A 25556-nucleotide genomic window follows, 5' to 3' on the forward strand; every position below is an offset into this window, starting at 1 on the left:
ATGGCTCTTGAAAATATAGTTGTAAAAGGTGCTCGAGAACATAATCTTAAAAATGTTGATGTAACCATACCAAGAGATAAACTCATTGTATTGACGGGCTTATCTGGCTCCGGGAAATCATCGTTAGCCTTTGATACGATCTATGCTGAAGGCCAGCGGCGCTACGTAGAGTCTTTATCGGCTTACGCGAGACAATTTCTTGGACAGATGGATAAGCCAGATGTCGATATGATAGAAGGCTTATCCCCTGCCATTTCAATTGACCAGAAGACGACGAGTCGCAATCCGCGTTCAACCGTTGGAACGGTTACAGAGATCTATGATTATCTTCGGCTGTTGTTTGCCCGTATTGGTCGTCCTGTATGCCCTATCCATGGTGTGGAAATTACTTCGCAAACGATTGAGGAAATGGTCGACCGTCTTTTGGCGTATCCAGAGCGGACAAAAATGCAGATCCTCTCTCCTATCGTTTCAGGGCGTAAAGGCGAGCACGTTAAAACACTTGAAAGCATCAAAAAGCAGGGCTACGTCCGTGTCCGTATCAATGGCGAGATGCGTGAGGTTTCTGAGGAGATAAAATTAGAGAAAAATAAAAAGCATACGATCGAAGTGGTGATTGATCGTGTTGTCATCAAGGATGGCATTCGTTCACGACTAGCAGATTCGATGGAAACGGCTGCCCGCCTTTCTGATGGTCGTGTCCTTGTCGATGTGATTGATGGGGAAGAATTGTTGTTTAGCGAGCATCATGCCTGTCCATATTGCGGGTTTTCCATTGATGAATTGGAACCGAGATTATTTTCCTTCAATAGTCCATTTGGCGCTTGTCCAGCGTGTGACGGAATTGGTTCAAAGCTGGAAGTCGATGTGGATCTCGTTATTCCCGATTGGGACCGCACTTTGCGTGATAATGCTATCGCCGCCTGGGAACCGACGAGCTCACAGTATTATCCTCAGCTCCTGCAAAGCGTTTGTGAGCATTATGGTATTGATATGGATGTTCCAGTTAAAAATATCCCTAAAGCACAGATGGACAAGATTTTATATGGCAGTGGCAAGGAGCGCATTTTATTCAGATATGCCACTGACAATGGCGTCATGAAAGAAAACATGATCTATTTCGAAGGGGTTATCAATAATATCTCGCGTCGTTATAAAGAAACGGGATCGGACTTCATACGTGAGCAAATGGAAGAGTACATGATCCAAAAGGCCTGTCCAACCTGTGAGGGGAAACGTCTTAAAAAGGAAGCATTAGCCGTTCTAATCAATGGGAAAAACATCGGTGACGTGACCGCTTATTCGATACGTGAGGCGCGGAAATTTTTTGATCATCTGGAGCTGACAGAGAAGGAACAAACCATCGCAAGGCTGATTCTCCGAGAGATTATTGAGCGAACGGGCTTTCTTGTCAATGTTGGCTTGGATTATTTAACCTTAAGTCGCGCTGCGGGAACATTATCCGGTGGTGAAGCCCAGCGCATTCGTCTGGCTACGCAAGTAGGCTCGCGTTTAATGGGTGTTTTGTATATATTAGATGAACCATCAATCGGCCTACATCAGCGTGATAATGATCGCTTAATTGAAACGCTATTAAGCATGCGTGATTTGGGCAATACGCTTCTTGTTGTTGAACACGATGAGGATACCATGCTGGCAGCGGATCGCATTATCGATATTGGTCCAGGAGCCGGCGCCCATGGGGGAACCATTACGGCTCAAGGAACGCCTGAGGAGTTAATGAAGGACCCTAACTCTTTAACTGGACAGTATTTATCTGGGAAGAAGTTCATTCCTATTCCTGTGGAACGGCGTCAACCTGACAATCGCTTCATTACCATTAAGGGCGCATCAGAGAATAATTTAAAAAATGTGACAGTCAAATTCCCATTAGGAACGCTAACCTGTGTGACAGGGGTCTCCGGATCAGGAAAAAGTACGCTAGTAAATGAGATTCTCTTCAAGGCGCTTTCACAAAAATTACATGGGCGTAAGGAAAAGCCCGGGCAATTTAAGTCGATTCAGGGCATCGAAGAGCTCGACCGTGTCATTGATATTGATCAATCTCCTATTGGAAGAACGCCGCGCTCTAACCCGGCAACCTATACAGGGGTATTTGATATGATTCGTGAGGTCTATGCACAAACCAATGAGGCCAAGATGCGTGGTTACAAAAAGGGACGTTTCAGCTTTAATGTAAAGGGTGGCCGCTGTGAAGCATGTCGTGGAGATGGGATTATTAAAATTGAAATGCATTTTTTACCTGATGTTTATGTCCCTTGTGAAGTGTGTCACGGCAAGCGGTACAATCGTGAAACATTAGAGGTTACCTATAAAGGCAAAACCATCGCTGATGTCTTAGAGATGACTGTTGAAGAAGCATTGAAGTTCTTTGAAAATATTCCAAGGATAAAACGGAGACTGGAGCCTTTACATTCAGTCGGCTTGAGCTATATCAAATTAGGTCAGCCCGCAACGACGTTATCCGGTGGTGAAGCCCAGCGTGTGAAGCTCGCTTCGCAGCTTTACCGGCGAACAAAAGGGAGAGCCCTTTACATTCTAGATGAGCCAACGACAGGCTTACATGTGGATGATATCGCTCGGCTCCTTGATGTTCTTCAGCAGCTTGTAGATAATGGGGATTCTGTCCTCGTCATCGAGCACAATTTGGATGTGATTAAGACTGCGGATTATATGATTGATCTTGGGCCTGAAGGAGGCAATGGTGGGGGAACAATTGTCGCGACCGGAACGCCAGAAGAGATCTGTGAGGTAAAGACGTCTTATACTGGCAAGTATCTCAAGCCAATTTTGGAAAGAGATAAAAAACGAATGGAAAGTCGGATTCAAAAACAAGCAGAGACCGTCTCTTAATCATAGAAAGCCTCTTATGGGAGCAGGATTGCATACATAGGGGGCTTTTTCTCTTTTTGAGTAAGGAGAATGCTATGCTCATGCTTTGATCTAGTGTTTAAGGATGCGTTGATACTCTTAATGTATGATTTATATGTTACGCGTTAGGCGGACTCAACGAATCGTGCAGGCCAGGACCTTCTAGTAATAACTAACAGAAGGAAAGCTGGTATGGAGATTGGAATAACAAGATGAATTCCACTAACCATTCATACTTGCGAGTGACTTAAAATAGGCATTTAAAAAAGGACGAATAGGATGGGGAATGAAGTGATGCCCCGTCATCTTTTTCTTCCTTTACCCAGTATAAACCGTAGTGTATGATGGAAGTATTGATTAATGGTGAACTTTAAAAGTCATGTTTTTAATGAATGTATTGGGGAAACTAGCATACTAAGCACTTAAACAGTCTTCTAATACGCATTAAAAGCTTTATTCATGGAGGTGACGTAGTGAAACGTCTCTATCGTTCACGAAAGAATAGAATGCTGGCCGGCATCCTTGGTGGCATTGCGGAAATGTTAAATATTGATGCGACGATCATTCGCGTAATCTATGTTGTATTACTTGTGATCAGTGCCTTTTTTCCATTGGTATTACTCTATTTCATTCTATATTTCATCATTCCGGGAGAAGATAACTATTGAGTTCTGTTTTAAAAAATTGGATTATTAATATTGTGGTTATTACGATTGTTTTAATGACAGTTGCAGGCTATATAGATAGCTTTCAGCTGGCAGGAGTTGGAGCGGCCATCGAAGCCAGCATCATCCTGTCCTTATTGAATGCTATTGTGAAACCCATACTTATCATTTTGACATTGCCGGTTACGGTATTGACCCTTGGCTTTTTTTTAGTCGTGATCAATGCGATGACCTTGTCGTTGACTGCGCAATTTATGGGTGATGCCTTCAATATTTCAAACTTCGGAACAGCGCTATTTGCATCACTGATCATATCCATTTTAAATATGCTGATCCAAAACTTTATCGTAAGACCATTGACAAAAAAATAATCATCTGTTGATGGTTATTTTTAAAATAATAAGAAGTATAAAAGTTTGGGTACTAATGGAGTGGAAAGTGCACGTTTCCGCTCCAGGCTGCTTGCTTTTGCGGGGTTTTACCCATCTCCCATTTCCCGTAGGAGTCACGATGTGATATGAGAGTCCTGCAGGAACAGGGAACTGGGCACACGCATCATTCATTCCAAACTGAGCAGAGACCCAGACCCCTAAAGACGAGTGGCTAAAACCGTCACATCTTCGAGGGGCTTCGGTTAAAGCTGTCACATCCATTAAGGCACTTCGGCTCTAAGTCCGTCACATTCATATGACAACGCCGAAGCTAGTGCCTTCTGCGCGTCAAAGGACGTGGCCGCGGAAAGTGGCCACCTGCAACGAATTTCAATGCAATAGTATTCGGATTAAGCCTCACAATTTTCTATTGTGAAATGGATTTATATGAAAAATGTTTTGATATTTCAGTGTTTCTAAGTCTCCTAGGTCGTCAAAACTATAGAGAGATAAGTGAAGGTTTGTTAAAGAAAAAGGTAGGTGCAGTACATTGGTACAAGTAACCGTAAGACAATTGATTAAACAATTTAATTTAGAGCTCGTTGCTGGCGAGGCGTTCATTGATCGAGGCATTACGACGAGTGACATCTCACGACCGGGGCTTGAAATGGCCGGCTTTTTTACATATTATCCAGCGGAACGCTTGCAGTTATTAGGACGTACAGAGCTTTCGTTTTTTCATTCGTTACCCAAAGAGGAACGCATGATTCGTATGGAGAAGCTTTGTTCAGTTGAAACCCCTTGTGTCTTGGTATCTCGTGGTTTAGAAGTACCAGAGGAATTGATTGATGCCGCGATGAAGAGCGGTATTCCTGTTCTCAAGACCCCTTTAAAAACCACACATGCAAGCAGTAAAATTACAAATTTTTTAGAAACGCTATTAGCCAGAATGATTTCAGTCCATGGTGTTTTGGTTGATATTTATGGTATCGGTGTGCTGTTAACAGGTGACAGTGGTGTCGGTAAGAGCGAAACGGCGCTGGAGCTCGTCAAGCGGGGGCATCGTCTCGTTGCCGATGATTCGGTCGAGATTCGTCAAACTGGTGAAGATGAGCTTGTTGGCAACCCGCCTGAGCTTATCCAGCATCTTTTAGAAATTCGCGGATTAGGGATTATTGATGTCATGACACTATTTGGAGCTGGTGCGGTGCGCAATTATAAAAAGATCTCCTTTACCATTCATCTTGAGTCATGGGATCCCAAAAAAATGTATGATCGCTTGGGCCTAGACGAGGATCGCACACAGCTTCTTGGTACAACGATCCCCAAGCTCACGATTCCTGTCAGACCAGGAAGAAACCTGGCCGTTATTGTTGAGGTTGCTGCGATGAATTTCAGACTTAAACGCATGGGGATTAATGCAGCTCAAGAATTTTCTAAGCGATTAGATGACAACTTGAAAAGCTGAGTGAGAGTTTCGTTTTCTTTGAATGACCGCGCAATGGAGGTTCTGGCATGTTGACAACGTTAAGGAAGGGCTTTATAAATGGCTTAAGTACGACGTGGTCATTAGGCAAAGTTATTTTTCCTGTTACCTTAATCGTAACTGTATTGAGCTACACGACTGTTTTCGATACGTTGATCCACTGGATTGCTCCTGTTATGGGGTGGCTCGGCTTGCCAGGAGAGGCAGCAGTTCCCCTTGTCTTTGGTAATCTTCTCAACTTATATGCTGGGATTGGGGCTATCCTATCCATGGATTTAACTGTGAAAAGTGTCTTTATCTTGGCTGTCATGATGTCCTTTTCTCATAATCTCCTGATTGAATGTGGTGTCGCTTCGCGAGTCGGTGTGAAAGTATGGGTGATGATCGTTGTTCGACTCGGATTAGCATTGCTTTCAGCAGTGGCCATTGGCCACTTGTGGCACGGAGGGGATGCACAGGCGGTGTACGGCTTTTTACAGGCACAAACCTCTCAGCCTCATTCATGGCTCGGCATTGTAGAAGATGGGTTTGAAAAAGCTTTGCTAGGTATTGGTCAATTGGCAATTATCGTTATTCCTCTCATGGTCATTATCCAAGTTCTTAAGGATCTTCAATGGATGGCTGTCTTTGCAAAATGGATGACACCCGTGACCCGTTTTCTAGGCATCAGTCCCAAGGGCTCAACGACTTTAGCATCTGGATTAATATTAGGGTTAACTTATGGTGCAGGGGTTATGATTCAGGCTGTTAAAGATGATGATCTTGATCGTCGCAGCCTTTACCTTGCTTTTATTTTTTTAGTCGGATGCCATGCGGTTGTTGAAGATACCATTATCTTTGCTCCATTGGGCATCTCACTTTGGCCCCTATTATGTCTGCGTCTATGTGTTGCCATTTTTATGACTTGGCTGGTGGGCATGGTTTGGCGAATAGCCGTACGAAAAACTATAGAAAGAAAGAGGCAAACAACACTGTGATTAATACATTATTATTTGATTTGGATGGAACCTTGATCAATACCAATGAACTTATTATTGCATCCTTTTTACATACGCTTGAACATTACTATCCTAATAAATACACCCGTGCGGATATCATTGATTTTATAGGGGAGCCTTTAGAGATCAGCTTTTCTAAGGTCGACTCTGAGCGTGTAGAGGATATGGTGAAGCGGTATCGAGAATACAATGTCCGTATGCATGATCAGCTTGTCACTGAATTTCCAAACGTCTATACAACGATAGAAGCCCTGCATCGCGATGGATACAAATTGGCCATTGTGACTTCGAAACGCTGGAAAACGGTTAAAATGGGTTTAAAGCTATCTAGGCTGGATGCTTTTTTTGACGTGGTGGTTGCTATTGATGATATTGAAAAACCGAAGCCAGATGCGGAGCCTGTCTTGAGAGCGCTCAAGGCGTTACATGCCAAGCCTTCAGAAGCGGTGATGGTTGGAGATAGTGTTTCAGATATTGAAGCAGGAAAAAATGCCGAAACAAAAACTGCTGGGGTGGCATGGAGTCTTAAAGGTGTGGAATTGTTAAAGCAGGCACAGCCTGATTTTATTCTAGAGGATATCAGAGATATTTTAACCATTTGCAAGTGAGAAGGGTTTGAAAAAGGAAGGGGCAGCAGGCATGGCCAGGCGAACGACGAGGTATCGTGTAGAAGGTGCAAATGCTCTTTGGCATGTGTATAAAACCGTGCCTTTTCTTAAAGTTGTCAAGAATTTTGTAGTCATTCAAGCTGCGCGTTACATGCCCTTTTTAAGTGTTAAAAATATGCTGTATAGACGCTGCCTTAAAATGAAGGTCGGGGAGAATACGTCGTTTGCACTCATGGTGATGCTGGATATTATGTTTCCTGAGAAAATCTCGGTTGGCCGAAACTGTGTGATTGGTTATAATACGACGTTGTTAGCACATGAATATTTGGTTGATGAATACCGTCTGGGAGACATCAGCATTGCCGATGAGGTGATGATCGGGGCCAATTGCACCATTTTACCTGGTGTGAGTATTGGAAAACGGGCGGTGGTCTCAGCGGGAACGCTCGTGCATAAGGATGTTCCAGAAGGCAGTTTTGTTGGTGGGAACCCCATGCGTATTATCTACACAAAAGAGGAAATGGCGCGAAGAATGGAAGATAGGGAGAAATGAGGGTAAGCCGAGGTGAAAGCAAGGATGGAAAGTTTCAGAGAAATTGTCGAGCATTATCATCATTGTGCAACATGTCAGCATTTCGCCTTTCGTGAAGAACAAGAAAAAAAGATACCCATATGCAAGCGTCTGGGCTTTGATACTCACCCTTCCTATCAATTTGATTGTTGGAATCCAAAATCGAGAGTAAGGCAGAAGCTTCATGAGCGTCTGCTTGCAGAAAGTGTTGGAAGGTAATGGGGAGTAGGCGTGTAGGGGCTTCCTCATTTAGTGTCCATAGACAAGTCGAGTTATCAGCAATGTCTTTCCGGTTAAGTAAGATTTTATTGGGAATTAGGTCATTGTCCATTTCAGACATTAGGGATATATCATAGGATATTTACGAAAGTATAGTTAAATAGTTGAGGAGGTATCCTTTAGATGTCTGATATGGTTAATAATATGAATAACATGAATGCGATGAACCCTATGAACATGATGAACAGTATGAATAACATGAACACCATGAACAAGGAGAACAAGCCACATAAAATGCATCATATGCATCACGATCCCTTTAAACATCATCCAATGCATCATGAGCATTTTAAACATCATCCTATGCCCTGCCCACCAACAGTGGTTTGTGCCGATCCACCTGTAAACAAAACCATGCCGGCTATGTATGATCCTGCTCAGGAATGGCAAAAAAATTATTATGAAAACATTGTTATTCCTCATGTTCATCGCTCACACACAACACATGTCAAGCATACGCATTATACTCATGAGCACTATTATCCACACACAGAATCTTTTGTTGAAACATCAAGCTGTTCTGATGTCAATTGTACCCCTATTCCTTGCCCGCCCTGTCCGCCCTGTCCACCACATCGCCCTTTTTAAGGGATGACAGGGAAGAGCCAAAGAGCCATAAAAGCGGTTTGCTTTTATGGCTCCTTTTTTAAAAAGAAAAGAAAATATAAAATTTCTGGTCATGAGGACGGTGCGCGATTTCGCTCCAGTCCGCTCGCTTTCCGCGGGGGAGTGGTAAGCCTCCTCGCGCCTTCGCACTGCTAAGGTCTTACCGATCTCCCATTTCCCGCAGGAGTCTAGTCTCCGCATCATGAGTCAGCGGCGCCCGAGGAACACACGATTTTAGAGTGTTCCGAGTCTCGCGCCTTGCGCTCCCATCCACTTGACCAGGCAATGAAGCCTCTTTCATATTGGATGATGCTCTATTCGCTCCAGAGCAGAGCGCTCGCTTTCCACGGGCATGGACTCAGGCGTACAATCAGGTCCCCTGAAAAGTCTTCTTTACTTTTTGCGGGTGGTATTGATGACCTAACTTCGGCGCTGTCATATGGATGTGACGCACTTAGCCGGAGTGCTTGAAAATGTAAGAAGCCCCTGTTCCTGCATCTGCTAGACTTGCTTCGTCGTCACCTTCCTCGGAACAACGCCTCGTTTATTCGTGAAGTCACCCTCGCCCTATTTCCTTGGAGTCTCGCACCTTCTGCTCCACTCCACTTGTTGCCTCTCGAAATGACCCCTATTTTTGGAAAAAAGTAATAATAGGTAATTATTTCCTGTCATTTTCTGTTTTAATCTTTTTGATAAAAAATTGTCCCATGTCTGAATGCTATAATAAATAAAAACCAAACCCCATAATAACATAAGCCGCTAGGAGCATCGCGCCTTCGAACCAATTGGTGTCTCCATCTGTTGTAATGCTCATTGTTAAAAAGGTAGCGAGCACCATAGCTGTCAGTTCCTTTATAGGGAAAACAAGAGGCATAAAGGATTCAAGTGCCCAGGAAACCAAGATAAGAATTGGAGCAACAAACATCGAGATTTGTAAGGTAGAACCGATGGCAATTTCAATTGCCACGTTCATGCGATTTTTATAAGCCATTAAGATCGCGGAGGCGTGTTCAGCAGCATTGCCAACAATGGCGACGATGATCACCCCGATAAAGGTTTCGCTCCAGCCAAATGACTCCCCAACAGGTTTAATCGTATCGACCAGATGCTCACTGATATAGGCAACTATTAGCGTTGTTACCGCAAGGACGATAACAGCTTTTAAGCCGCTCCACTCAGGAGTTTCAGCCTGTTCATCTTCCTTTACCTCTTCCTTAGAAACATAGACACCGCGATGCGTGACTAAGCGGAAAAGCAATGAAAAGAGATAAATAAAAATCATGACAATAGCGATAACAGTACTCAGCAATTGAATATTGTGACTCGGCATTTTCATTGAGAAAATAAAAGGAAAAACAAAAGCGACGATAATGGCAAACATCATAATCCCCGTATTATGTCTGGCATCATGAACATTGAAGGTCTGGCGCTTGTATTTTAATCCGCCAACAACGATAGAAAGCCCGCCAACAAGTAAGAGATTGCCGATAACCGACCCAGTGATCGACGCCATGACGACCGCAAATAAGCCTTGTTTTAAAGCGAAAAAAGAGATGATCAACTCAACAGCGTTGCCAAATGTGGCATTGAGCAAGCCCCCCACGCTTGGGCCGGTAATAATCGCTAAGCTTTCCGTCGAACGCCCCATAAAACTAGCTAATCCAATGATTGTTATACAGTAAATTAAAAACATCAATAGATCAGACCAGTGCAGAAAGCTCCCGACTATGGATAATGGGACACCTATGATAGATACGATGAAAAAAAGACGATTCATTCTTTACAATCCTCCACTATATATGTAAAATGTACGTTTGGTCAAAGAACCAAAACGTAAGATACGTTTAGTATAGCTAAGTGTTTTTCACAATGGAATCCACAATAGAGCTCAATTTATATAAAAAGCTTTATTCCAATATTTACGTATTGAGGCCCAAGCAGGATTCTTCTATTTTTCGTCATTATATGTCACTATTTATGATATAATTCTATAGAGATTAAAGGATACCGGGGGACATTATGAAAACAGAGCATTCATCAAAGAAAAGTCAGGTTATTTCGTTTATACCCAACGGTGATTATTATTTTCAAAAAGGGATAACCGCTTATCAAAAAGGTGATCTTGCACGTGCGAAAAAATTCGTTAATCGTGCGATTGCCTTCAATCCGAATGAAACGGAATATCTTTGCCAGCAAGCGGCAATATTAGCTGAGCTTGAGGAATATAATGAATCCAATACATTGTTAAAAAAAGTCATTTATGAACTTGATGAAAATATGACAGAATGCTATTTCTTCCTTGCCAACAACTTTGCGCATTTAGGCAATTATGAAGAAGCGTTAAAGGAAGTTAAACAATATATTGCAAGTGAACCAAATGGAGGCTTTATTGAAGAGGCCCATGAATTATATAAAATCTTAATATTAGAATCAGATGAAGCTTTCTTCGGTGAGGATAGTCACGTTGTCGATCATGAAAAAGGTAGACAAGCTTTAGAACGCGGTGAATTTTGGGAGGCCATTGCCTTTTTTAAAAAAGTTATCGATCAACGTTCAACGTATTGGGCAGCCTATAATAATCTCGCAATTGCTTATTATTCGTTAGGAAAAACAAAGGTTGCCTTTGATATATTAGAAGAAGTGCTGCAAAAGGATCCAGGGAATATCCATGCGTTGTGTAATCGGATGACCTTCTACTTCCAATTGAAGCAGTTTGATCGTGTAGAAAGCTTATATACAGGACTTCTTAATCTTTATCCATTATACCCTGAGCATCGCAGTAAGCTTGGATCGACGTTTTTCTTCTTGGGTGAATATGAGTTTGCTTATCGTTGGTTGAAGTCAGCAGAGCCTTTAGGCGCGTGGGATCAAACCTTCTATTATTGGCTTGCCGTTTCGGCATATCGTGTGGGCAAAAAACAGGAAGCCTTAAAGGCATGGAAACGCGTTGACTTTTTTAGTGATTCCCCATTTGCTCCGTTCGAATACGGAAAAATTCAAGAGCTGCTCAAGGCAGAGGATGCCGAGGACAATCCACTTGTCCATTCCTTGCTCGAGCAGCAGTTAGAAGCAGGGCAGGAGAAGGATAAAGTGTTTGCCTTATTCATGCTCAGCTCTTGGGAAAATCCTGCCTCACAAGCGATCCTAGATGCCTTTAGTCAGCGGGATTCGGCAGAGGAGTCCCTTAGAACGCTTGCGCACTTACTCAAAGATCGTCAAGCTGCTTCACAGGACTGCAAATTACAAGTCATGTTTGGCATAGAAAAGAAGCTTGGGGCAGGAAAACCGCTTGTAGATTATTATGGTATCTATCTGTGGTGGTATAAATTTTATACGTTGGATGTTCATGTAAAAGAGGATATAGATGTTTCTACATGGGCGGCTGTCATTGCTTATTACTGGCAAAAAGCTGAAGGGATAACGGTGTCGCAATTAGAAGTTGCTGAAATGTATGGTACAACGCTGTATCGCGTGCGTAAGCTGTTAAACGTCTTTAAACAGCATTAAGTGTGCACAGGGATAGCATCGAAATTCAATTTCTTGAAAAAGGTGGCCTATTTCTTTTAATATTAAGTGGATAAAGTGAAGTCAGCAGATAAAAGATATAAAACACAAGACAATTATTGTAAGGGGTGACCAAGAATGGCGGATACAGAAAAAATTTATGATGTTATTATTGCAGGCGCAGGACCAGCGGGAATGACAGCGGCCGTTTACGCATCACGCGCCAATTTAGATACACTTATGATTGAACGCGGTATACCTGGTGGACAAATGGCGAATACAGAAGAGGTTGAAAACTACCCAGGCTTTGAAAGCATTTTAGGCCCTGATTTATCAAACAAAATGTTTGATCACGCAAAGAAATTTGGGGCGGAATATGCCTATGGGGATATTACGGAAATCCGCGATGGAGAAGAGCTCAAAACAGTTGTCGCTGGCAATAAGGAGTATAAAGCCAGAGCAGTCATCGTGACAACCGGTGCAGAATATAAAAAGCTTGGCGTGCCAGGTGAAGATGAACTTGGTGGACGTGGTGTCTCTTATTGTGCGGTTTGTGATGGCGCCTTTTTCAAGGAAAAAGAGCTTGTCGTAGTCGGTGGCGGGGACTCAGCCGTTGAAGAAGGGGTGTACTTAACACGCTTTGCTTCAAAGGTGACTATTGTGCATCGCCGCGATAAGCTTCGCGCTCAAAAAATTCTTCAAGATCGCGCGTTTAATAATGAAAAGGTTGATTTTATTTGGAACCATACTGTTAAAGAAATTCATGAAAAGGACGGTAAGGTTGGCAAAGTCACCCTTGTTAATACGCAGGATGGAAGTGAGCAAGAATTTAAAGCAGATGGCGTCTTCATTTATATTGGCTTACTGCCATTAAATAATGCTGTAAAACACTTAGGCATTACGAATGAAGAAGGGTACATTAAGACCAATGAGAACATGGAGACAGCCATTCCAGGGATTTTTGCAGCCGGTGATATCCGGGACAAAGAGCTGAGACAAATTGCAACGGCAACCGGTGATGGAGCAATCGCTGCTCAAGCGGCTCAGGCTTATATTGAAGAGAAAAAAACAGCGGTAAAATAACCATACAAAATTTACTTTAATTCATTAAAGCTTTTAACAACGTTACTCTATTTTAACTCCGCTGTAACATCGATGAAATAAATAAGGTGTATGATTAGAATTAAGAAATTGACCCCCTTTTATATAGTTTGGCACGGGCAAAGCAAGACGCCCGTGCTTTTTTTTTAAAAGGAAAAGAAAGTATAAAATTTCTGATCATGAGGACGGTGCAGATTTCCGTTCCAATCCACTTGATACTGACGAAGCATTTTGGTAAAAAAGCTTTTTAATGCCCAACTGAATAAGGTCCGGGCATGTTTTTCACCCTGCTTTTTTTAGGAAATTTAAAATAATCGCCTTGTGGAAAACTGTTCATAAAAAACTTAAGAAGAAATAGCGCCTCCCCTGCACTTCTTCGAACAGTGAGCGGAGCAGGAAGGCAAAAGGTGTCTGAAGTTTGACTTAAAAAGGGAAATGCGACAGTTCTCCCTTCAGATTCATGCCCTATTTGGAAACCTCGGCTTGAATTTGTTCCGTTGAGTTAAGGATTTGTTATAAGGCATCCGTCTTATGTTCAATTAGGATCGGCTTTTGTTGCGCTCACACCTGGATTCGAAAAACGAGACTCGCGGATTGGTTTTTCACTTCATAAGGCAGGGCATACACTCGAAAAGTGCGGGATGATAAGTTTTTATATATGATGATATTATTTAATCATTTTTATTGTTGCTTTGTAAGTACAGGGACCTGTTTTTACATATGAAATAGGATAAGGCTTTTAAATGTGAGAGAGCGGTGCGATTTGAGTTTGATACGTTTATTGGTTTGCCACGGTATTTTGGATTTTAAATTTTGAGCAGCAAATAAAACAGTGTATACTTAACATAAGATGATATGATTACTAACGTTTAAGTATGAATATAAATGTGATGAAAGGCCAATGTGCTAGAGGTGAATGTGGATGCAAAGAGTAACTAATTGTCTTTTACTCCAAGAAAATAAGGTCCTTCTGCTTCAAAAGCCACGCCGAAATTGGTGGGTGGCTCCAGGAGGAAAAATGGAGACTGGTGAATCGGTTAAAGATTCGGTTGTCCGTGAATTCCGAGAAGAGACAGGATTATATCTAGAAAACCCTACATTAAAAGGTGTATTTACGTTTGTAATTAAGAATGGTGATGTCACCGAGTCTGAGTGGATGATGTTTACCTTCTTTGCTGACCACTATCAAGGACAGTTATTCAGAGAAAGCGCAGAAGGAAAATTGGCTTGGCAGCCAGCTGATGCTATAAAAGAATTACCGATGGCAGAGGGTGACCGCCATCTTCTTGATTACGTCATTCATGGAAGCGGCATGATTTTCGGAACCTTTTATTATTCGCCTGATTTTGAATTATTAAGTTATCGCCTAGATCCAAACTGAGGAGAATAAGGACGATACTGTAGGAATAGTGGAGGTGCTCAGGTCATGAATCAGAAGTTACAAATCATCATTATTACAGGTATGTCGGGAGCTGGAAAGACGGTAGCGATTCAAAGCCTGGAGGACATGGGCTTTTTTTGCATCGATAACTTACCGCCAACTCTTTTGCCAAAATTCTTAGACATGGTAGATGAAGCCGGGGATAAATTAAATAAGCTCGCTCTTGTTATGGACTTACGTGGTCGCGAGTTTTTCGATTCCCTCTTTGGAGCGATTGACTCCTTGAGCAATAAAGAACATATTCAACCGCAAATTCTCTTCTTAGACTCCGAGGATGAAGCGCTTGTCAGAAGATATAAGGAAACCCGGCGAGCACATCCATTAGCGCCTCATGGGACGCCTCTTGAGGGGATTCAAGCGGAACGGAAAGTACTCGAGGATATCAAAGGCCATGCTCAATATTACATTGATACCACTGGGCTAAAACCAAAGCAGTTAAAGGAAAAAATGATTGAGTTATTTACAGAGGAAAAAACCTCAACCTTTAACGTTAATGTCCTGTCCTTCGGATTTAAATATGGGATTCCAATCGATGCCGATCTTGTTTTTGATGTGCGTTTTCTTCCCAATCCTTATTACATCGAACATATGCGTGAACGAACAGGGCTGGAAAAGGATGTCTCTGATTATGTCTTTAAGTGGACGGAAACGAAACAATTTTTACAAAAGCTGACGGATTTGCTGATTTTTATGCTCCCGCATTATAAACGCGAAGGCAAAAGCCAACTCGTCATTGCCATTGGCTGTACGGGAGGAAAGCATCGTTCCGTTGCGTTAGCTGAATATTTGGGTCAAGCTTTAAAAGCCTATTCTGTGACCAACGTTTACCATCGGGATATAGAAAAAGGAAAAGAGAAGACACATGACAAATAAACGACCAAAAGTGGTAGCCATTGGTGGAGGAACCGGTCTATCTGTTCTACTAAGAGGTTTAAAATACCATGATATAGATATTACTGCGATCGTAACCGTTGCCGATGATGGCGGCAGTTCTGGGCGCCTTCGCAATGAATTGCAGATTCCTCCTCCGGGCGACATTCGTAATGTTTTAGTTGCTTTATCAGAAACGGAGCCAATTTTTGAAAAACTGCTGCAGCACCGCTTTATTAACGGGAATGGATTAAGCGGGCATTCCATAGGAAATCTATTGTTGGCGGCAATGACCGATATCACTGGTGACTTTGCTCAAGGCATCAGAGAATTAAGTGCGGTGTTAAATGTTAAGGGGCGCGTTCTGCCTGCTGCCAATCACAGCATTGTTTTAAATGCTGTGATGATGGATGGCACACTGGTGGAGGGGGAGTCCAATATACCGAAGCGCCAGGATAAAATTGATCGTGTCTTTTTGACACCAGAGAATATCGAACCTTTGCCTGAAAGTGTTCAAGCCATTCAAGAGGCCGATCTCATTATCCTAGGTCCAGGAAGCCTTTATACAAGCGTTCTCCCTAATTTACTTGTGCCACGTCTAGGGGAAGAGATCGCCAAAGCCTCAGCCCGAAAGGTGTATGTCTGTAATGTGATGACGCAAAAAGGCGAGACGGATAATTTTACAGCCAGTGATCACCTTAAGGTGTTACTTGATCATATTAAACCTTCAACGATTGATGTCATCATTGTTAATAAGCGTTCTGTTCCACAGCATGTTTTGGATAGATATGCCTTGGAAGGGGCGATTCCTGTTATTTATGATAAACAAAAACTAGAAGATTATGGAATTGATGTGATCAGTGATGATATAATTAAATTAGATCATAATGTCATTCGCCATAATGAACAAATCGTTGCCAATTTGTTAATGGGATTATTAAAATAATTTATAAAGGCAGGAGGTGAAAGGCATGTCGTTTGCGGCGGAAACAAAAAAAGAGTTAACACAATTAGAGGTTGATGGGTGCTGTGCAAAGGCCGAACTGGCGGCATTGATCAGGATGAATGGGTCTATATCCATTATTAATAAGCGCTTGAGCTTGGATATGTCCACGGAAAACGCTGCGATTGCCCGCAGGGTTTATACATTGATTAAATCTGTCTATCATTATGTTGCAGAGGTGCTTGTACGCAAGAAAATGCGATTGAAAAAGAATAATGTCTATATTGTGCGGTTGAATGAGCATGCTCAAGAGATGCTGGAGGATTTAAAAATCGTCAATCATCAATTGATGTTTACTCGTGAGATCTCACCGGAGATCATTAAAGATGAATGCTGCCAAAGGGCTTACCTGCGCGGAGCGTTCTTAGCTGGAGGATCTCTTAATCATCCAGAATCCTCTTATCACCTCGAGATTTTTTCTAGCTATGAAGAGCATATTCGCTCATTATCCCAGCTTATGAATCGGTATCATTTAAAAGCAAAGGTTCTCCCGAGAAAGAATGGTTTTGTTCTTTATATGAAGGAAGGGGAGCGCATCACCGAGTTTTTAAATATCATTGGTGCCCATCAAGCCCTGCTTTATTTCGAGGATATTCGCATTGTTAAGGATATGCGTAACTCTGTCAATCGTCTTGTCAATTGTGAAACAGCCAATCTCAACAAAACGGTCACAGCAGCTATGAAGCAGGTAGAAAATATCCGGCTGATTGATAAGGAAATTGGCATTGATCAACTCCCTAAGAAGCTCAGAGAAATCGCAGAATTGCGGATTAAAAACCCGGATGTTACCTTGAAAGAGCTTGGGGAACTAACAGATGAGGTGATCAGCAAGTCCGGGATCAACCACCGCTTTAGAAAAATCAGTAATATAGCAGATAAAATTCGTCAAGGGGCTTTTGATGTAAAAGATTTGAAGGTTTAGGTGGAAAATAGGAGAAGAATAGGGAGAAAGTGTTACGCTTCATTGAAATCACTTGATTTTCGACACTATTTCATGTGTACTTAAATATGATAATCATTTTTTATCAAACTTTTAGCACATCCGCTCGCGGATTGAAATAATTTAATTGTGAACGTGAAAGAGAGGGAAAAAAATGGTACAGGAAAATGTGGTTGTCCAATTAAAATCGGGGCTTCAAGCTCGACCAGCGGCCTTGTTTGTTCAAGAAGCCAATCACTATAGCAGTAAAATTGAAATCCAAAAGTCAAATAAAAAAGTGAATGCCAAAAGCATCATGGGGATGATGAGCATCGCCATTCGCCCAGGTGAGGAAATTACTTTAATCGTCTCTGGACCAGATGAAAACGAAGCACTGAAAGCAATGAAAGCCTTTGTATCAAAAGATGATATTTAAATAAAACGATATAAAGACCTGTCACAATGAACAAGCACATGCCTCATTTGAGACATGTGCTTGTTCATGTTTTCACATACAATAGCTGTTTGCAGAGTTGAACAGCAGACAAAGAGTCAGCGTCGTTATAGTGAGTTATAAAAAAGAGCTGAGACAAAAATAAAGAGATGGCCCCATATCGAACGATAAGACTTTAAAAGGAAATACGGAAAACGGAAGCCCAGTCAAAATACGGAGACTCCTGCGAGAAGCGGGAGATCGGTAAGACCTCATAGCGCGCGGCGCGAGGAGGCTTATCACTCCCCACGCGGAAAGCGAAGTATTTTGACCGTAGCATTTCATGATTCACTCAAAAAGCCGAACGCATAGAATTTATGAATGCGTTCGGCTCACTCTATGAGCTGAATACTTCTATCTCAGCTCCTTAAGGTTCACTATTATTTTTTTGCGCTTTTTGGATAAAGCACTTCATCAACAAGACCATATTCCTTGGCAACTTCAGCAGGCATGAAGTTATCACGATCTGTATCACGTTCAATCACTTCGAGTGGCTGTCCTGTGCGTTCAGAAAGAATTTTGTTGAGCTGTTCACGCATTTTAATGATGCGGCGTGCATGAATCTCAATATCTGTCGCTTGACCTTGTGTCCCGCCAAGAGGCTGGTGAATCATAACTTCACTATTAGGAAGTGCAAAGCGTTTACCAGGCTCACCCGCTGCGAGCAAGAATGCGCCCATGGAAGCGGCCATACCAATACAAATCGTTGAGACCTTAGCGTTAATATGCTGCATAGTATCGTAGATGGCCATCCCTGCACTGATGGAGCCACCAGGACTATTTATGTAGAGTGAGATCTCTTTTTCTGGATTTTCAGCTTCTAGAAATAGAAGTTGGGCGACGATCGTATTAGCGACATTATCGTCAATGGCAGTCCCGAGCATAATAATACGATCCTTTAATAAACGGGAATAAATATCATAAGCTCTTTCACCACGGTTGGTTTGTTCAATAACTGTTGGAATTAACGGCATAGGTTTCTTCCTCCTTTTAATAGTCACCGCCTACAAGAGTAGTGGTGGAATGAATGAAATTCAAGAAGAGATAGCTCTTCTTGAGAAGCTGTCCATACCTCTAGATACCTAGAGGCAGAAGACACTCTTCTTCTATATGACTTGTTTGTGAGTTCATCATACCCCAAAGGTCAATAAAGGTCAAATATTTTGCTGTGCTATGTAAAGGGTGTAAAAACTCAATACTCATATTACCCATCTTTGCCTACTTTCAAACGACATCTACTATGAAACCACACCTTTTCTCATTTATCTTATGAGAAAGTCGAGAATAAAGACTATAAGCAGGCTTAAAAATTTTCAAAGAGGGCGAATTATAAATTACCTAATCAAAGCGGGGGGCGCCAAAAACAAATGGAGGATAAATCCGAGGGGCAAGCCTCCGAATCCAGAAGTGAGCGCAACAAAAGCCAGGAGTAAGTTAACAAAAGCCAGTTGCAAAGTAACAAAAGGCGTTGGCATTTTAACAAAAGCCTCAGCCAAAATAACAAATAAAACGCGAAATTTCCAAATAGAGAACAAAACCGAGGGGTAAGCCTCCGAATCCAGAAGTGAGCGCAACAAAAGCCAGGAGTAAGTTAACAAAAACCAGCTACAAAGGAACAAAAGACCTGGCCATTTTAACAAAAACCAGCTACACAATAACAAATAGAGCTCGGAATTAACAAAAAGAGAACGAATCCGTAGGGTAAATTTCCAAATCCAGTTGAGCGCAACAAAAGCCAGATACATTTTAACAAAAGCCCCTAACTTTTTAACAAAAGTGCTGGCAAAACAAATACAGGTTTCAAATTAACAATCAGACCGCACTAAGAAAATGCGGGTCGCCAATGGCCATATAATGAAAACCAGCTCCTATAATAAGAGAGCTGGTTATGCTTCACAGAAACTCACCTTTTGTATAAATCACGCTATGGGTGTTTTGAAGCGATTTTCTGAGTTTAGGGTGCGATGTCTGTTGCTTGGAAGCCGGCGGCTTCTAATGATTTTTCAATCCAGTCTGCCTTCATCACTTTTGGATCAAAAGAGACAGTAATGGTTTGTTTTTTAGGAGAGAGTGTGTAATGCTCAATGCCGATGATATTGCTGAGTGCTTGCTCTGCCTTCGCCTGACAGTTAGCGCAGCTTAAGTTCACCCCTTCAAAAGTCGCATGGTTTCCAGAAGCCTTTGACCTGTCAGGGTGATTGTCGAGAACAAAAACACCAGTAAGTATGAGAGCAAGACAAGCCATACCCGTGACTATCCATTTTGTCATAAAAAGATTCCTCCTTGCTTGTTGTCATTTTAGAGATGAGGCTAAAAAAGCCAAGAAAGCCTTCATGAGACGCCCCAAGCTCACGTGCTGTTTATTGGTTAAGGTGTGAAACGGTTTTTCTAACACACTTTTGCACGCATTGATTTGAGTCTTTAATGTTAAAATTTGTTGTTTATTACGGTTTTATTCATGACTTGAAAAGTTCCTTGATATCCTGTATACTTGTACTTGTCTTTTGAATTAGACTATTGCCTAGCGCCCGTAGCTCAGCTGGATAGAGCGATGGTTTCCGGTACCATGTCTGCCGGGGGTTCGAATCCCTCCGGGCGCGCCATATTATCTTGATATTAATAAAATGACAAGGATTAGCCGTATGCCCAGCTAATCCTTTTTCTTTAGTTTTGGTGGGGCGTAGGGATGGGCGCGTGTTCTTGTCAAAAGCCGTTACGATCACCGTGAACGTTAACCGGACCACTGATAGGTATAGCCGTGGGAAACAAACAAAGTGTCAGTTTTTCATGCTTAAAAGGAATTTGTTTGTACAATCCCGTGATACCATGTAAGATAAGAATGCATAGGCTATTAAAAAAAGGATGAAAGGGGTTGGTAGCGCAATGCAAAGTGAAGAGGGCAGTCGTCCTGATTCTGAGTATTTAAGGTGGAGGGCGAGCACCAATTATTGTAGGTCACATAACGATTGTCGTTATCAACCTCTTTATCTCTAGGTGATACGACCTCCAGAAACTAGTGGAGGTGACACGCATGTTAAACATCTATTTAACATCAGTAGATGGGCAGTTTCGAGAAATTGATCAGATTAGGAAGGGCTGTTGGATCAATCTTATTGCGCCAACTCAAGAAGAAATCACAAGGGTCGTTGAGCATACACAAATTCCTCAAGACTTTATTAAAGACCCTTTGGATGACGATGAAAGATCGCGTATCGAAAAAGAAGAAAATGATGTGCTTACGATCGTTGATATTCCCATCCATGTCAAGGATGATAGTGATTCTGCGCTCTATGATACCATTCCGCTTGGTATTATTGTGACCAAGGATTGCTTTATCACCGTTTGTTTGGATGATAATCCGATCATTAATGAGTTTACCCAAAATCGTATCAAGGGCTTTTTTACTTATAAAAAAACCCGTTTTACATTGCAATTATTATATGTGATGGCGACATATTATTTAAAATATCTCCGCCAGATCAATCGGAAGACTAATGAAATTGAACGTGAATTGCATGAATCGATGAAGAATAAAGAGCTGTTTTCATTGCTCAGTCTTGAAAAAACACTCGTTTATTTTATGACATCATTAAAAGCGAATAATATTGTTATGGAAAAGATTCTTAGATTGAATTATTTCAAAATGTATGAGGATGACAAGGATCTGCTTGAGGATGTCATGATTGAGGTCAAGCAGGCGCTTGAGATGGCTGAGGTTTACAGCAATATTTTAAATGGCTTAATGGATACCTTCGCCTCGGTTATATCGAATAATGTTAATATCGTCATGAAATTTTTAACAGCCATCACGATCGTGCTTTCTTTACCAACGATGGTGGCGAGTTTTTTCGGCATGAACTTTGTAAAGCTGCCCTTGGAGCATAATCCTTTAGGCTTTATCATCGCGATATTAATCTCAGCGACACTTTCTGTTATTACTGCACTGATCTTTTGGAAAAAGAAATACTTTTGAAGGGTTGCCTTAAATCATTTTTATATTTAAGGGGTTTATCCGATGAACATGATTCAGCCGAAGATCATTTTATATAGTAAGGAACGCTGTCCGCTTTGTGACGAAGTGAAGGCTTGGCTTGATCTGCTGTGTGAGGCGCATGACCTGTCTTATAAAGAGATTGATATCTATTCGGACGATGCGTTACTTGAACAGTATCAATTGATGATCCCAGTTGTGGCCGTTGATGGAGAAGTTGCAGCAGCTGGTCGGATAAGTTATCAAGAGATAGAGAAAACGCTTATGCCGTATATAAAAAAATAATATTACAAAATCCTGACACTTTTCACTTGAAAAGTGTTTTTTTTATCGCTAAAATAATAAATGTAATGACGGGACATTATATGACTATGCGGGACAATTTAAGTCCAGGGGGAAGGCATATTGGATGATTTAATCAATATACAAAAAAAGCTCGTCCCCGATGTCATCACTATTATGTCTAACCGCTATCGCATATTGCAATCCATTCATTTTTTGCAACCCATTGGCCGGAGAGTGTTATCCACTCATTTAGGTATGACTGAAAGAGTCCTACGAGGTGAGGTGGTCTTTCTCAGTCAGCAAGGTCTTGTTCATTCACAAAGCACGGGGATGCGTTTGACCGATGAAGGAGAGCGTGTTCTCCATCGTCTTGAGAATGTGATGAAGCATGTATCAGGAATCCCGCAATTGGAGAAACAATTAAAGAACATCCTTCATTTATCTCGCGTCGTTATTGTACCCGGTAATAGTGATGAACAACCATGGGTCAAGAATGAAATGGGGTTGACCTGTGTCAAAGTGATGGAATCCTTGATCACGGATAACACGGTCATTGCTATCATGGGAGGAACCACATTAGCTGCTGTGGCAGAAATGATGCATCCTTTCAAGCAATCACAGAAGAAGCCGTTATTTGTATCCGCACGTGGAGGACTTGGGGAGCAAGTGGAAAATCAGGCCAACACGATTTGTGCCAAAATGGCAGAAAAGGCCGATGGTCACTATCGCATGCTTCATGTCCCTGATCAGTTGAGCGAGGAGTCTTATCATTCTTTGAGCATGGAGCCTTCCATAAGAGAATCACTTCTTCTGATACAGTCAGCAGGAATGGTTATCCATGGCATTGGTGACGCTATGACTATGGCTAAACGGCGGCGTTCGAGTCAAGAACTTTTGGATAAAATTCGTAAAGAACACGCAGTGGCCGAGGCGTTTGGTTATTATTTTGATCAAAACGGGAAAGTCATCCATAAGGTCAAGACAATTGGATTGCAGTTAGAGGAACTTAATGACGAGCGTCCAGTAATTACGGTTGCTGGAGGAAAGTCAAAGGCAAATGCTATTGAAGCCTTTTTTAAGAAGGGCCCTGATTCAGTTCTCGTAACCGACGAAGGGGCTGCGCAACAAATCTTACAAAACAATCATTTTTAGGAGGAATTAAAATGGCAGTAAAAGTTGGAATTAATGGTTTTGGTCGTATTGGACGTAACGTTTTCCGTGCAGCTTTAAAAAACCCAGATGTTGAAGTGGTAGCAGTTAACGATTTGACAGATGCTAACATGCTTGCACATCTCTTACAATATGATACAGTGCATGGCAAATTAGATGCTGAGGTTTCTGTTAATGGCAACAATCTTGTTGTTGATGGCAAAGAAATCAAAGTCCTTTCCGAACGTGACCCAGCACAGCTTGGTTGGGGAGATCTTGGTGTAGAAGTGGCTGTTGAATCAACAGGCCGTTTTACAAAACGTGCTGATGCAGCGAAACACCTTGAAGCAGGTGCGAAAAAAGTAGTGATCTCTGCTCCAGCTTCTGATGAAGACATCACGATCGTTATGGGTGTTAATGAAGATAAATATGATCCAGCTAACCACCATGTGCTTTCCAATGCATCATGTACAACAAACTGCTTAGCGCCTATGGCTAAAGTATTAAACGACAAATTCGGCATCAAACGTGGCTTGATGACAACTGTTCACTCTTATACCAACGACCAACAAATCTTAGACTTACCACATAAAGATTACCGTCGGGCACGTGCAGCAGCTGAAAACATCATTCCTACAACAACTGGTGCTGCAAAAGCTGTATCCCTTGTTTTACCTGAATTAAAAGGAAAATTAAATGGTATGGCCATGCGTGTGCCAACACCAAACGTTTCCTTGGTTGATTTAGTAGCAGAGCTTGATCAAAATGTTACTGTTGATGAAATCAATGCAGCATTAAAAGCTGAAGCTGAAGGTGCCTTGAAAGGTATTCTTGCTTACAGCGAAGAACCACTTGTTTCAAAAGACTACAATGGTGCGACAGTTTCCTCTACTATTGACGCGCTTTCCACCATGGTCCTTGAAGATAATCTTGTAAAAGTTATCTCTTGGTATGACAACGAATCCGGTTACTCAAACCGTGTTGTTGACCTCGTAAATTATATTGCTAAAAAAGGCCTATAATATAGTACAGGGATAGTCAGGGCGAAGAGGAGACTTTATGCCTCCTCTTTTGACTTTGTCTACCGCTACATATTATTTATAGCTTGGCGAAGGAGGAGTTTTGACATGGCAAAACAATCGATTCGTGATATCGAACTCAAAGGAAAAACGGTCTTTTGTCGAGTTGATTTTAATGTCCCTTTAGAGGGCAATAAGATTACGGACGACACTCGGATTCGTGCGGCTATTCCTACCATTCAATACCTCATTGAACAAGGTGCAAAGGTGATCTTAGCCTCACACTTAGGCCGTCCTGATGGACAAGTGAAAGAAGAGCTTCGCCTGAACCCGGTTGCGCAGCGCTTGAGCGATCTACTCGGCAAGCCAGTGGTAAAAACCGATCAGGTCATTGGTGAGGAAGTCAATAAAGCTGTCAACGACGCTCAATTTGGCGACGTCATTTTAATTGAAAATGTTCGTTTTGAGCCAGGTGAAAAGAAAAATGATCCTGAATTAGCCAAGGCATTTGCAGCTCTTGCTGATGTTTATGTCAATGATGCATTTGGGGCTGCTCATAGAGCACATGCCTCGACAGAAGGGGTTGCCCAATATCTCAAACCGGCGGTTGCGGGCTTTTTATTAGAAAAAGAGCTTGAGGTCATTGGGAAGGCACTCGATAATCCAAGCCGTCCTTTCACTGCGATCATCGGTGGTGCAAAGGTCAAGGACAAGATCGGCGTTATTGAAAATCTGTTAGATAAAGTGGATAATTTAATTGTTGGTGGTGGACTGGCTTATACCTTCATCAAGTCACAAGGGTATGAAGTGGGAAAATCACTTTTAGATGAAGAAAAAATTGATCTTGCGCGTTCATTCATTGAAACAGCCAAAGCTAAGGGTGTTCATTTTTACATGCCTGAGGATGTGATTGTAGCGGATGATTTTTCCGAATCTGCAAACACAAAAGTGGTGGCCATCAGTGACATTCCTGCCGATTGGGAAGCATTGGATATTGGTCCAAAAACGGTTGAAACGTATAGCAAGGTCATCAAAGAATCTAAACTTGTGATTTGGAATGGACCAATGGGTGTCTTTGAACTGGATACCTTCGCTAAAGGAACTAAAGGCGTGGCTGAAGCGCTGGCTGCATCCGATGCTTATTCTATCATTGGTGGTGGCGATTCTGCTGCGGCAGCTGAAAAATTCCATTTGGCTGAGAAAATGGATCATATTTCTACAGGTGGAGGTGCTTCTCTCGAATTAATGGAGGGCAAGACACTTCCAGGTGTAGCGGTTTTAAACGACAAGGAATAGGAGGGGTCT

The 25556-nt window shown here is 42.0% G+C and carries 25 protein-coding genes and 1 tRNA gene; 22 read left to right on the forward strand and 4 right to left on the reverse strand.

Translation table 11 applies throughout. From position 1 onward, the window contains the following. The 9 genes from uvrA (at position 1) to IEW82_RS06925 (ending at position 8458) form a co-directional block, all read left to right on the forward strand. A complete protein-coding gene (gene uvrA / locus IEW82_RS06885; RefSeq protein WP_188691299.1) occupies positions 1 to 2874 on the forward strand; it encodes an excinuclease ABC subunit UvrA in 2874 nt (957 codons plus the stop codon). A gap of 491 nt (positions 2875 to 3365) precedes the next feature. Then, complete coding sequence (locus IEW82_RS06890) at positions 3366 to 3560, forward strand: PspC domain-containing protein (protein ID WP_188691303.1); 195 nt, start codon at positions 3366 to 3368, stop codon at positions 3558 to 3560. Continuing rightward, positions 3557 to 3928 (forward strand): phage holin family protein, encoded by a 372-nt coding sequence (locus IEW82_RS06895; RefSeq protein ID WP_268237343.1) that lies wholly within the window; start codon positions 3557 to 3559, stop codon positions 3926 to 3928. The genes IEW82_RS06890 and IEW82_RS06895 overlap by 4 nt, the downstream gene beginning before the upstream one ends. Before the next feature lie 550 nt (positions 3929 to 4478). Beyond that, complete coding sequence (hprK, locus tag IEW82_RS06900) at positions 4479 to 5396, forward strand: HPr(Ser) kinase/phosphatase (RefSeq protein WP_188691306.1); 918 nt, start codon at positions 4479 to 4481, stop codon at positions 5394 to 5396. Between the two features lie 47 nt (positions 5397 to 5443). Further along, a complete protein-coding gene (locus tag IEW82_RS06905) occupies positions 5444 to 6391 on the forward strand; it encodes a nucleoside recognition domain-containing protein (protein WP_188691309.1) in 948 nt (315 codons plus the stop codon). Beyond that, on the forward strand, positions 6388 to 7020 hold the full coding sequence (gene ppaX, locus IEW82_RS06910; protein ID WP_229672409.1) for a pyrophosphatase PpaX: 633 nt from the start codon (positions 6388 to 6390) through the stop codon (positions 7018 to 7020). Before IEW82_RS06905 ends, ppaX begins: the two co-directional genes overlap by 4 nt. A gap of 31 nt (positions 7021 to 7051) precedes the next feature. Further along, positions 7052 to 7573, forward strand: coding sequence for an acyltransferase (locus IEW82_RS06915; RefSeq protein WP_188691698.1), 522 nt, complete (start codon positions 7052 to 7054; stop codon positions 7571 to 7573). Positions 7574 to 7597: 24 nt separating this feature from the next. Continuing rightward, on the forward strand, positions 7598 to 7810 hold the full coding sequence (locus IEW82_RS06920; protein ID WP_188691313.1) for a hypothetical protein: 213 nt from the start codon (positions 7598 to 7600) through the stop codon (positions 7808 to 7810). Between the two features lie 183 nt (positions 7811 to 7993). Continuing rightward, positions 7994 to 8458, forward strand: coding sequence for a CotD family spore coat protein (locus IEW82_RS06925; protein WP_229672411.1), 465 nt, complete (start codon positions 7994 to 7996; stop codon positions 8456 to 8458). A 736-nt stretch (positions 8459 to 9194) separates the two neighbouring features. Here the strand turns inward: IEW82_RS06925 and cax are convergent. After that, entirely contained in the window at positions 9195 to 10253 is a 1059-nt protein-coding gene (gene cax, locus IEW82_RS06930) for a calcium/proton exchanger (RefSeq protein ID WP_188691317.1), read from the reverse strand. 242 nt (positions 10254 to 10495) lie between these two features. Here cax and IEW82_RS06935 point away from each other — a divergent pair, with 242 nt between their 5' ends. The 7 genes from IEW82_RS06935 (at position 10496) to IEW82_RS06965 (ending at position 17750) form a co-directional block, all read left to right on the forward strand. Beyond that, the gene (locus tag IEW82_RS06935; RefSeq protein WP_188691319.1) at positions 10496 to 11983 is read left to right on the forward strand and encodes a tetratricopeptide repeat protein; all 1488 of its coding nucleotides are present in this window, start codon (positions 10496 to 10498) and stop codon (positions 11981 to 11983) included. A gap of 135 nt (positions 11984 to 12118) precedes the next feature. Further along, positions 12119 to 13063 carry a thioredoxin-disulfide reductase gene (gene trxB / locus IEW82_RS06940; protein WP_188691322.1) on the forward strand — a complete coding sequence of 315 codons (945 nt, stop codon included), beginning with the start codon at positions 12119 to 12121 and terminating at the stop codon, positions 13061 to 13063. A gap of 940 nt (positions 13064 to 14003) precedes the next feature. Beyond that, positions 14004 to 14462 (forward strand): 8-oxo-dGTP diphosphatase, encoded by a 459-nt coding sequence (locus IEW82_RS06945; RefSeq protein WP_188691325.1) that lies wholly within the window; start codon positions 14004 to 14006, stop codon positions 14460 to 14462. 45 nt (positions 14463 to 14507) lie between these two features. Beyond that, positions 14508 to 15395 (forward strand): RNase adapter RapZ, encoded by an 888-nt coding sequence (gene rapZ / locus IEW82_RS06950; protein ID WP_188691326.1) that lies wholly within the window; start codon positions 14508 to 14510, stop codon positions 15393 to 15395. Next, positions 15385 to 16338 (forward strand): gluconeogenesis morphogenetic factor MgfK, encoded by a 954-nt coding sequence (mgfK, locus tag IEW82_RS06955; RefSeq protein ID WP_188691328.1) that lies wholly within the window; start codon positions 15385 to 15387, stop codon positions 16336 to 16338. The genes rapZ and mgfK overlap by 11 nt, the downstream gene beginning before the upstream one ends. A 25-nt stretch (positions 16339 to 16363) precedes the next feature. After that, positions 16364 to 17317 (forward strand): DNA-binding protein WhiA, encoded by a 954-nt coding sequence (whiA, locus tag IEW82_RS06960; RefSeq protein WP_188691330.1) that lies wholly within the window; start codon positions 16364 to 16366, stop codon positions 17315 to 17317. A 172-nt stretch (positions 17318 to 17489) separates the two neighbouring features. Continuing rightward, on the forward strand, positions 17490 to 17750 hold the full coding sequence (locus IEW82_RS06965; protein ID WP_188691331.1) for an HPr family phosphocarrier protein: 261 nt from the start codon (positions 17490 to 17492) through the stop codon (positions 17748 to 17750). A gap of 437 nt (positions 17751 to 18187) precedes the next feature. Here the strand turns inward: IEW82_RS06965 and clpP are convergent, their stop codons facing one another. The 3 genes from clpP to IEW82_RS06980 all read right to left on the reverse strand — a co-directional run bounded on the left by clpP (position 18188) and on the right by IEW82_RS06980 (position 20076). Beyond that, positions 18188 to 18781 carry an ATP-dependent Clp endopeptidase proteolytic subunit ClpP gene (gene clpP, locus IEW82_RS06970; RefSeq protein WP_188691334.1) on the reverse strand — a complete coding sequence of 198 codons (594 nt, stop codon included), beginning with the start codon at positions 18779 to 18781 and terminating at the stop codon, positions 18188 to 18190. Between the two features lie 360 nt (positions 18782 to 19141). Next, positions 19142 to 19552, reverse strand: a complete 411-nt coding sequence (locus IEW82_RS06975) for a hypothetical protein (RefSeq protein WP_188691336.1) — start codon at positions 19550 to 19552, stop codon at positions 19142 to 19144. Between the two features lie 209 nt (positions 19553 to 19761). Then, positions 19762 to 20076, reverse strand: a complete 315-nt coding sequence (locus IEW82_RS06980; protein WP_188691339.1) for a heavy-metal-associated domain-containing protein — start codon at positions 20074 to 20076, stop codon at positions 19762 to 19764. Between the two features lie 255 nt (positions 20077 to 20331). Here IEW82_RS06980 and IEW82_RS06985 point away from each other — a divergent pair. The 6 genes from IEW82_RS06985 (at position 20332) to IEW82_RS07010 (ending at position 25547) form a co-directional block, all read left to right on the forward strand. Beyond that, a tRNA-Arg gene (locus tag IEW82_RS06985) sits at positions 20332 to 20410 on the forward strand. A gap of 428 nt (positions 20411 to 20838) precedes the next feature. Then, positions 20839 to 21780, forward strand: a complete 942-nt coding sequence (locus IEW82_RS06990; RefSeq protein ID WP_188691342.1) for a magnesium transporter CorA family protein — start codon at positions 20839 to 20841, stop codon at positions 21778 to 21780. 42 nt (positions 21781 to 21822) lie between these two features. Further along, positions 21823 to 22083, forward strand: coding sequence for a glutaredoxin family protein (locus IEW82_RS06995; RefSeq protein WP_373285703.1), 261 nt, complete (start codon positions 21823 to 21825; stop codon positions 22081 to 22083). Positions 22084 to 22203: 120 nt separating this feature from the next. Continuing rightward, entirely contained in the window at positions 22204 to 23235 is a 1032-nt protein-coding gene (locus tag IEW82_RS07000) for a sugar-binding transcriptional regulator (protein WP_188691347.1), read from the forward strand. An 11-nt stretch (positions 23236 to 23246) separates the two neighbouring features. After that, entirely contained in the window at positions 23247 to 24254 is a 1008-nt protein-coding gene (gap, locus tag IEW82_RS07005) for a type I glyceraldehyde-3-phosphate dehydrogenase (protein ID WP_188691364.1), read from the forward strand. A gap of 105 nt (positions 24255 to 24359) precedes the next feature. Then, positions 24360 to 25547 carry a phosphoglycerate kinase gene (locus IEW82_RS07010; protein ID WP_188691366.1) on the forward strand — a complete coding sequence of 396 codons (1188 nt, stop codon included), beginning with the start codon at positions 24360 to 24362 and terminating at the stop codon, positions 25545 to 25547. The last annotated feature ends 9 nt before the right edge of the window (positions 25548 to 25556 follow it).

The sequence above is a fragment of the Pullulanibacillus camelliae genome, from assembly GCF_014642655.1.
In the GTDB taxonomy this organism is placed as follows: domain Bacteria; phylum Bacillota; class Bacilli; order Bacillales; family Sporolactobacillaceae; genus Pullulanibacillus; species Pullulanibacillus camelliae.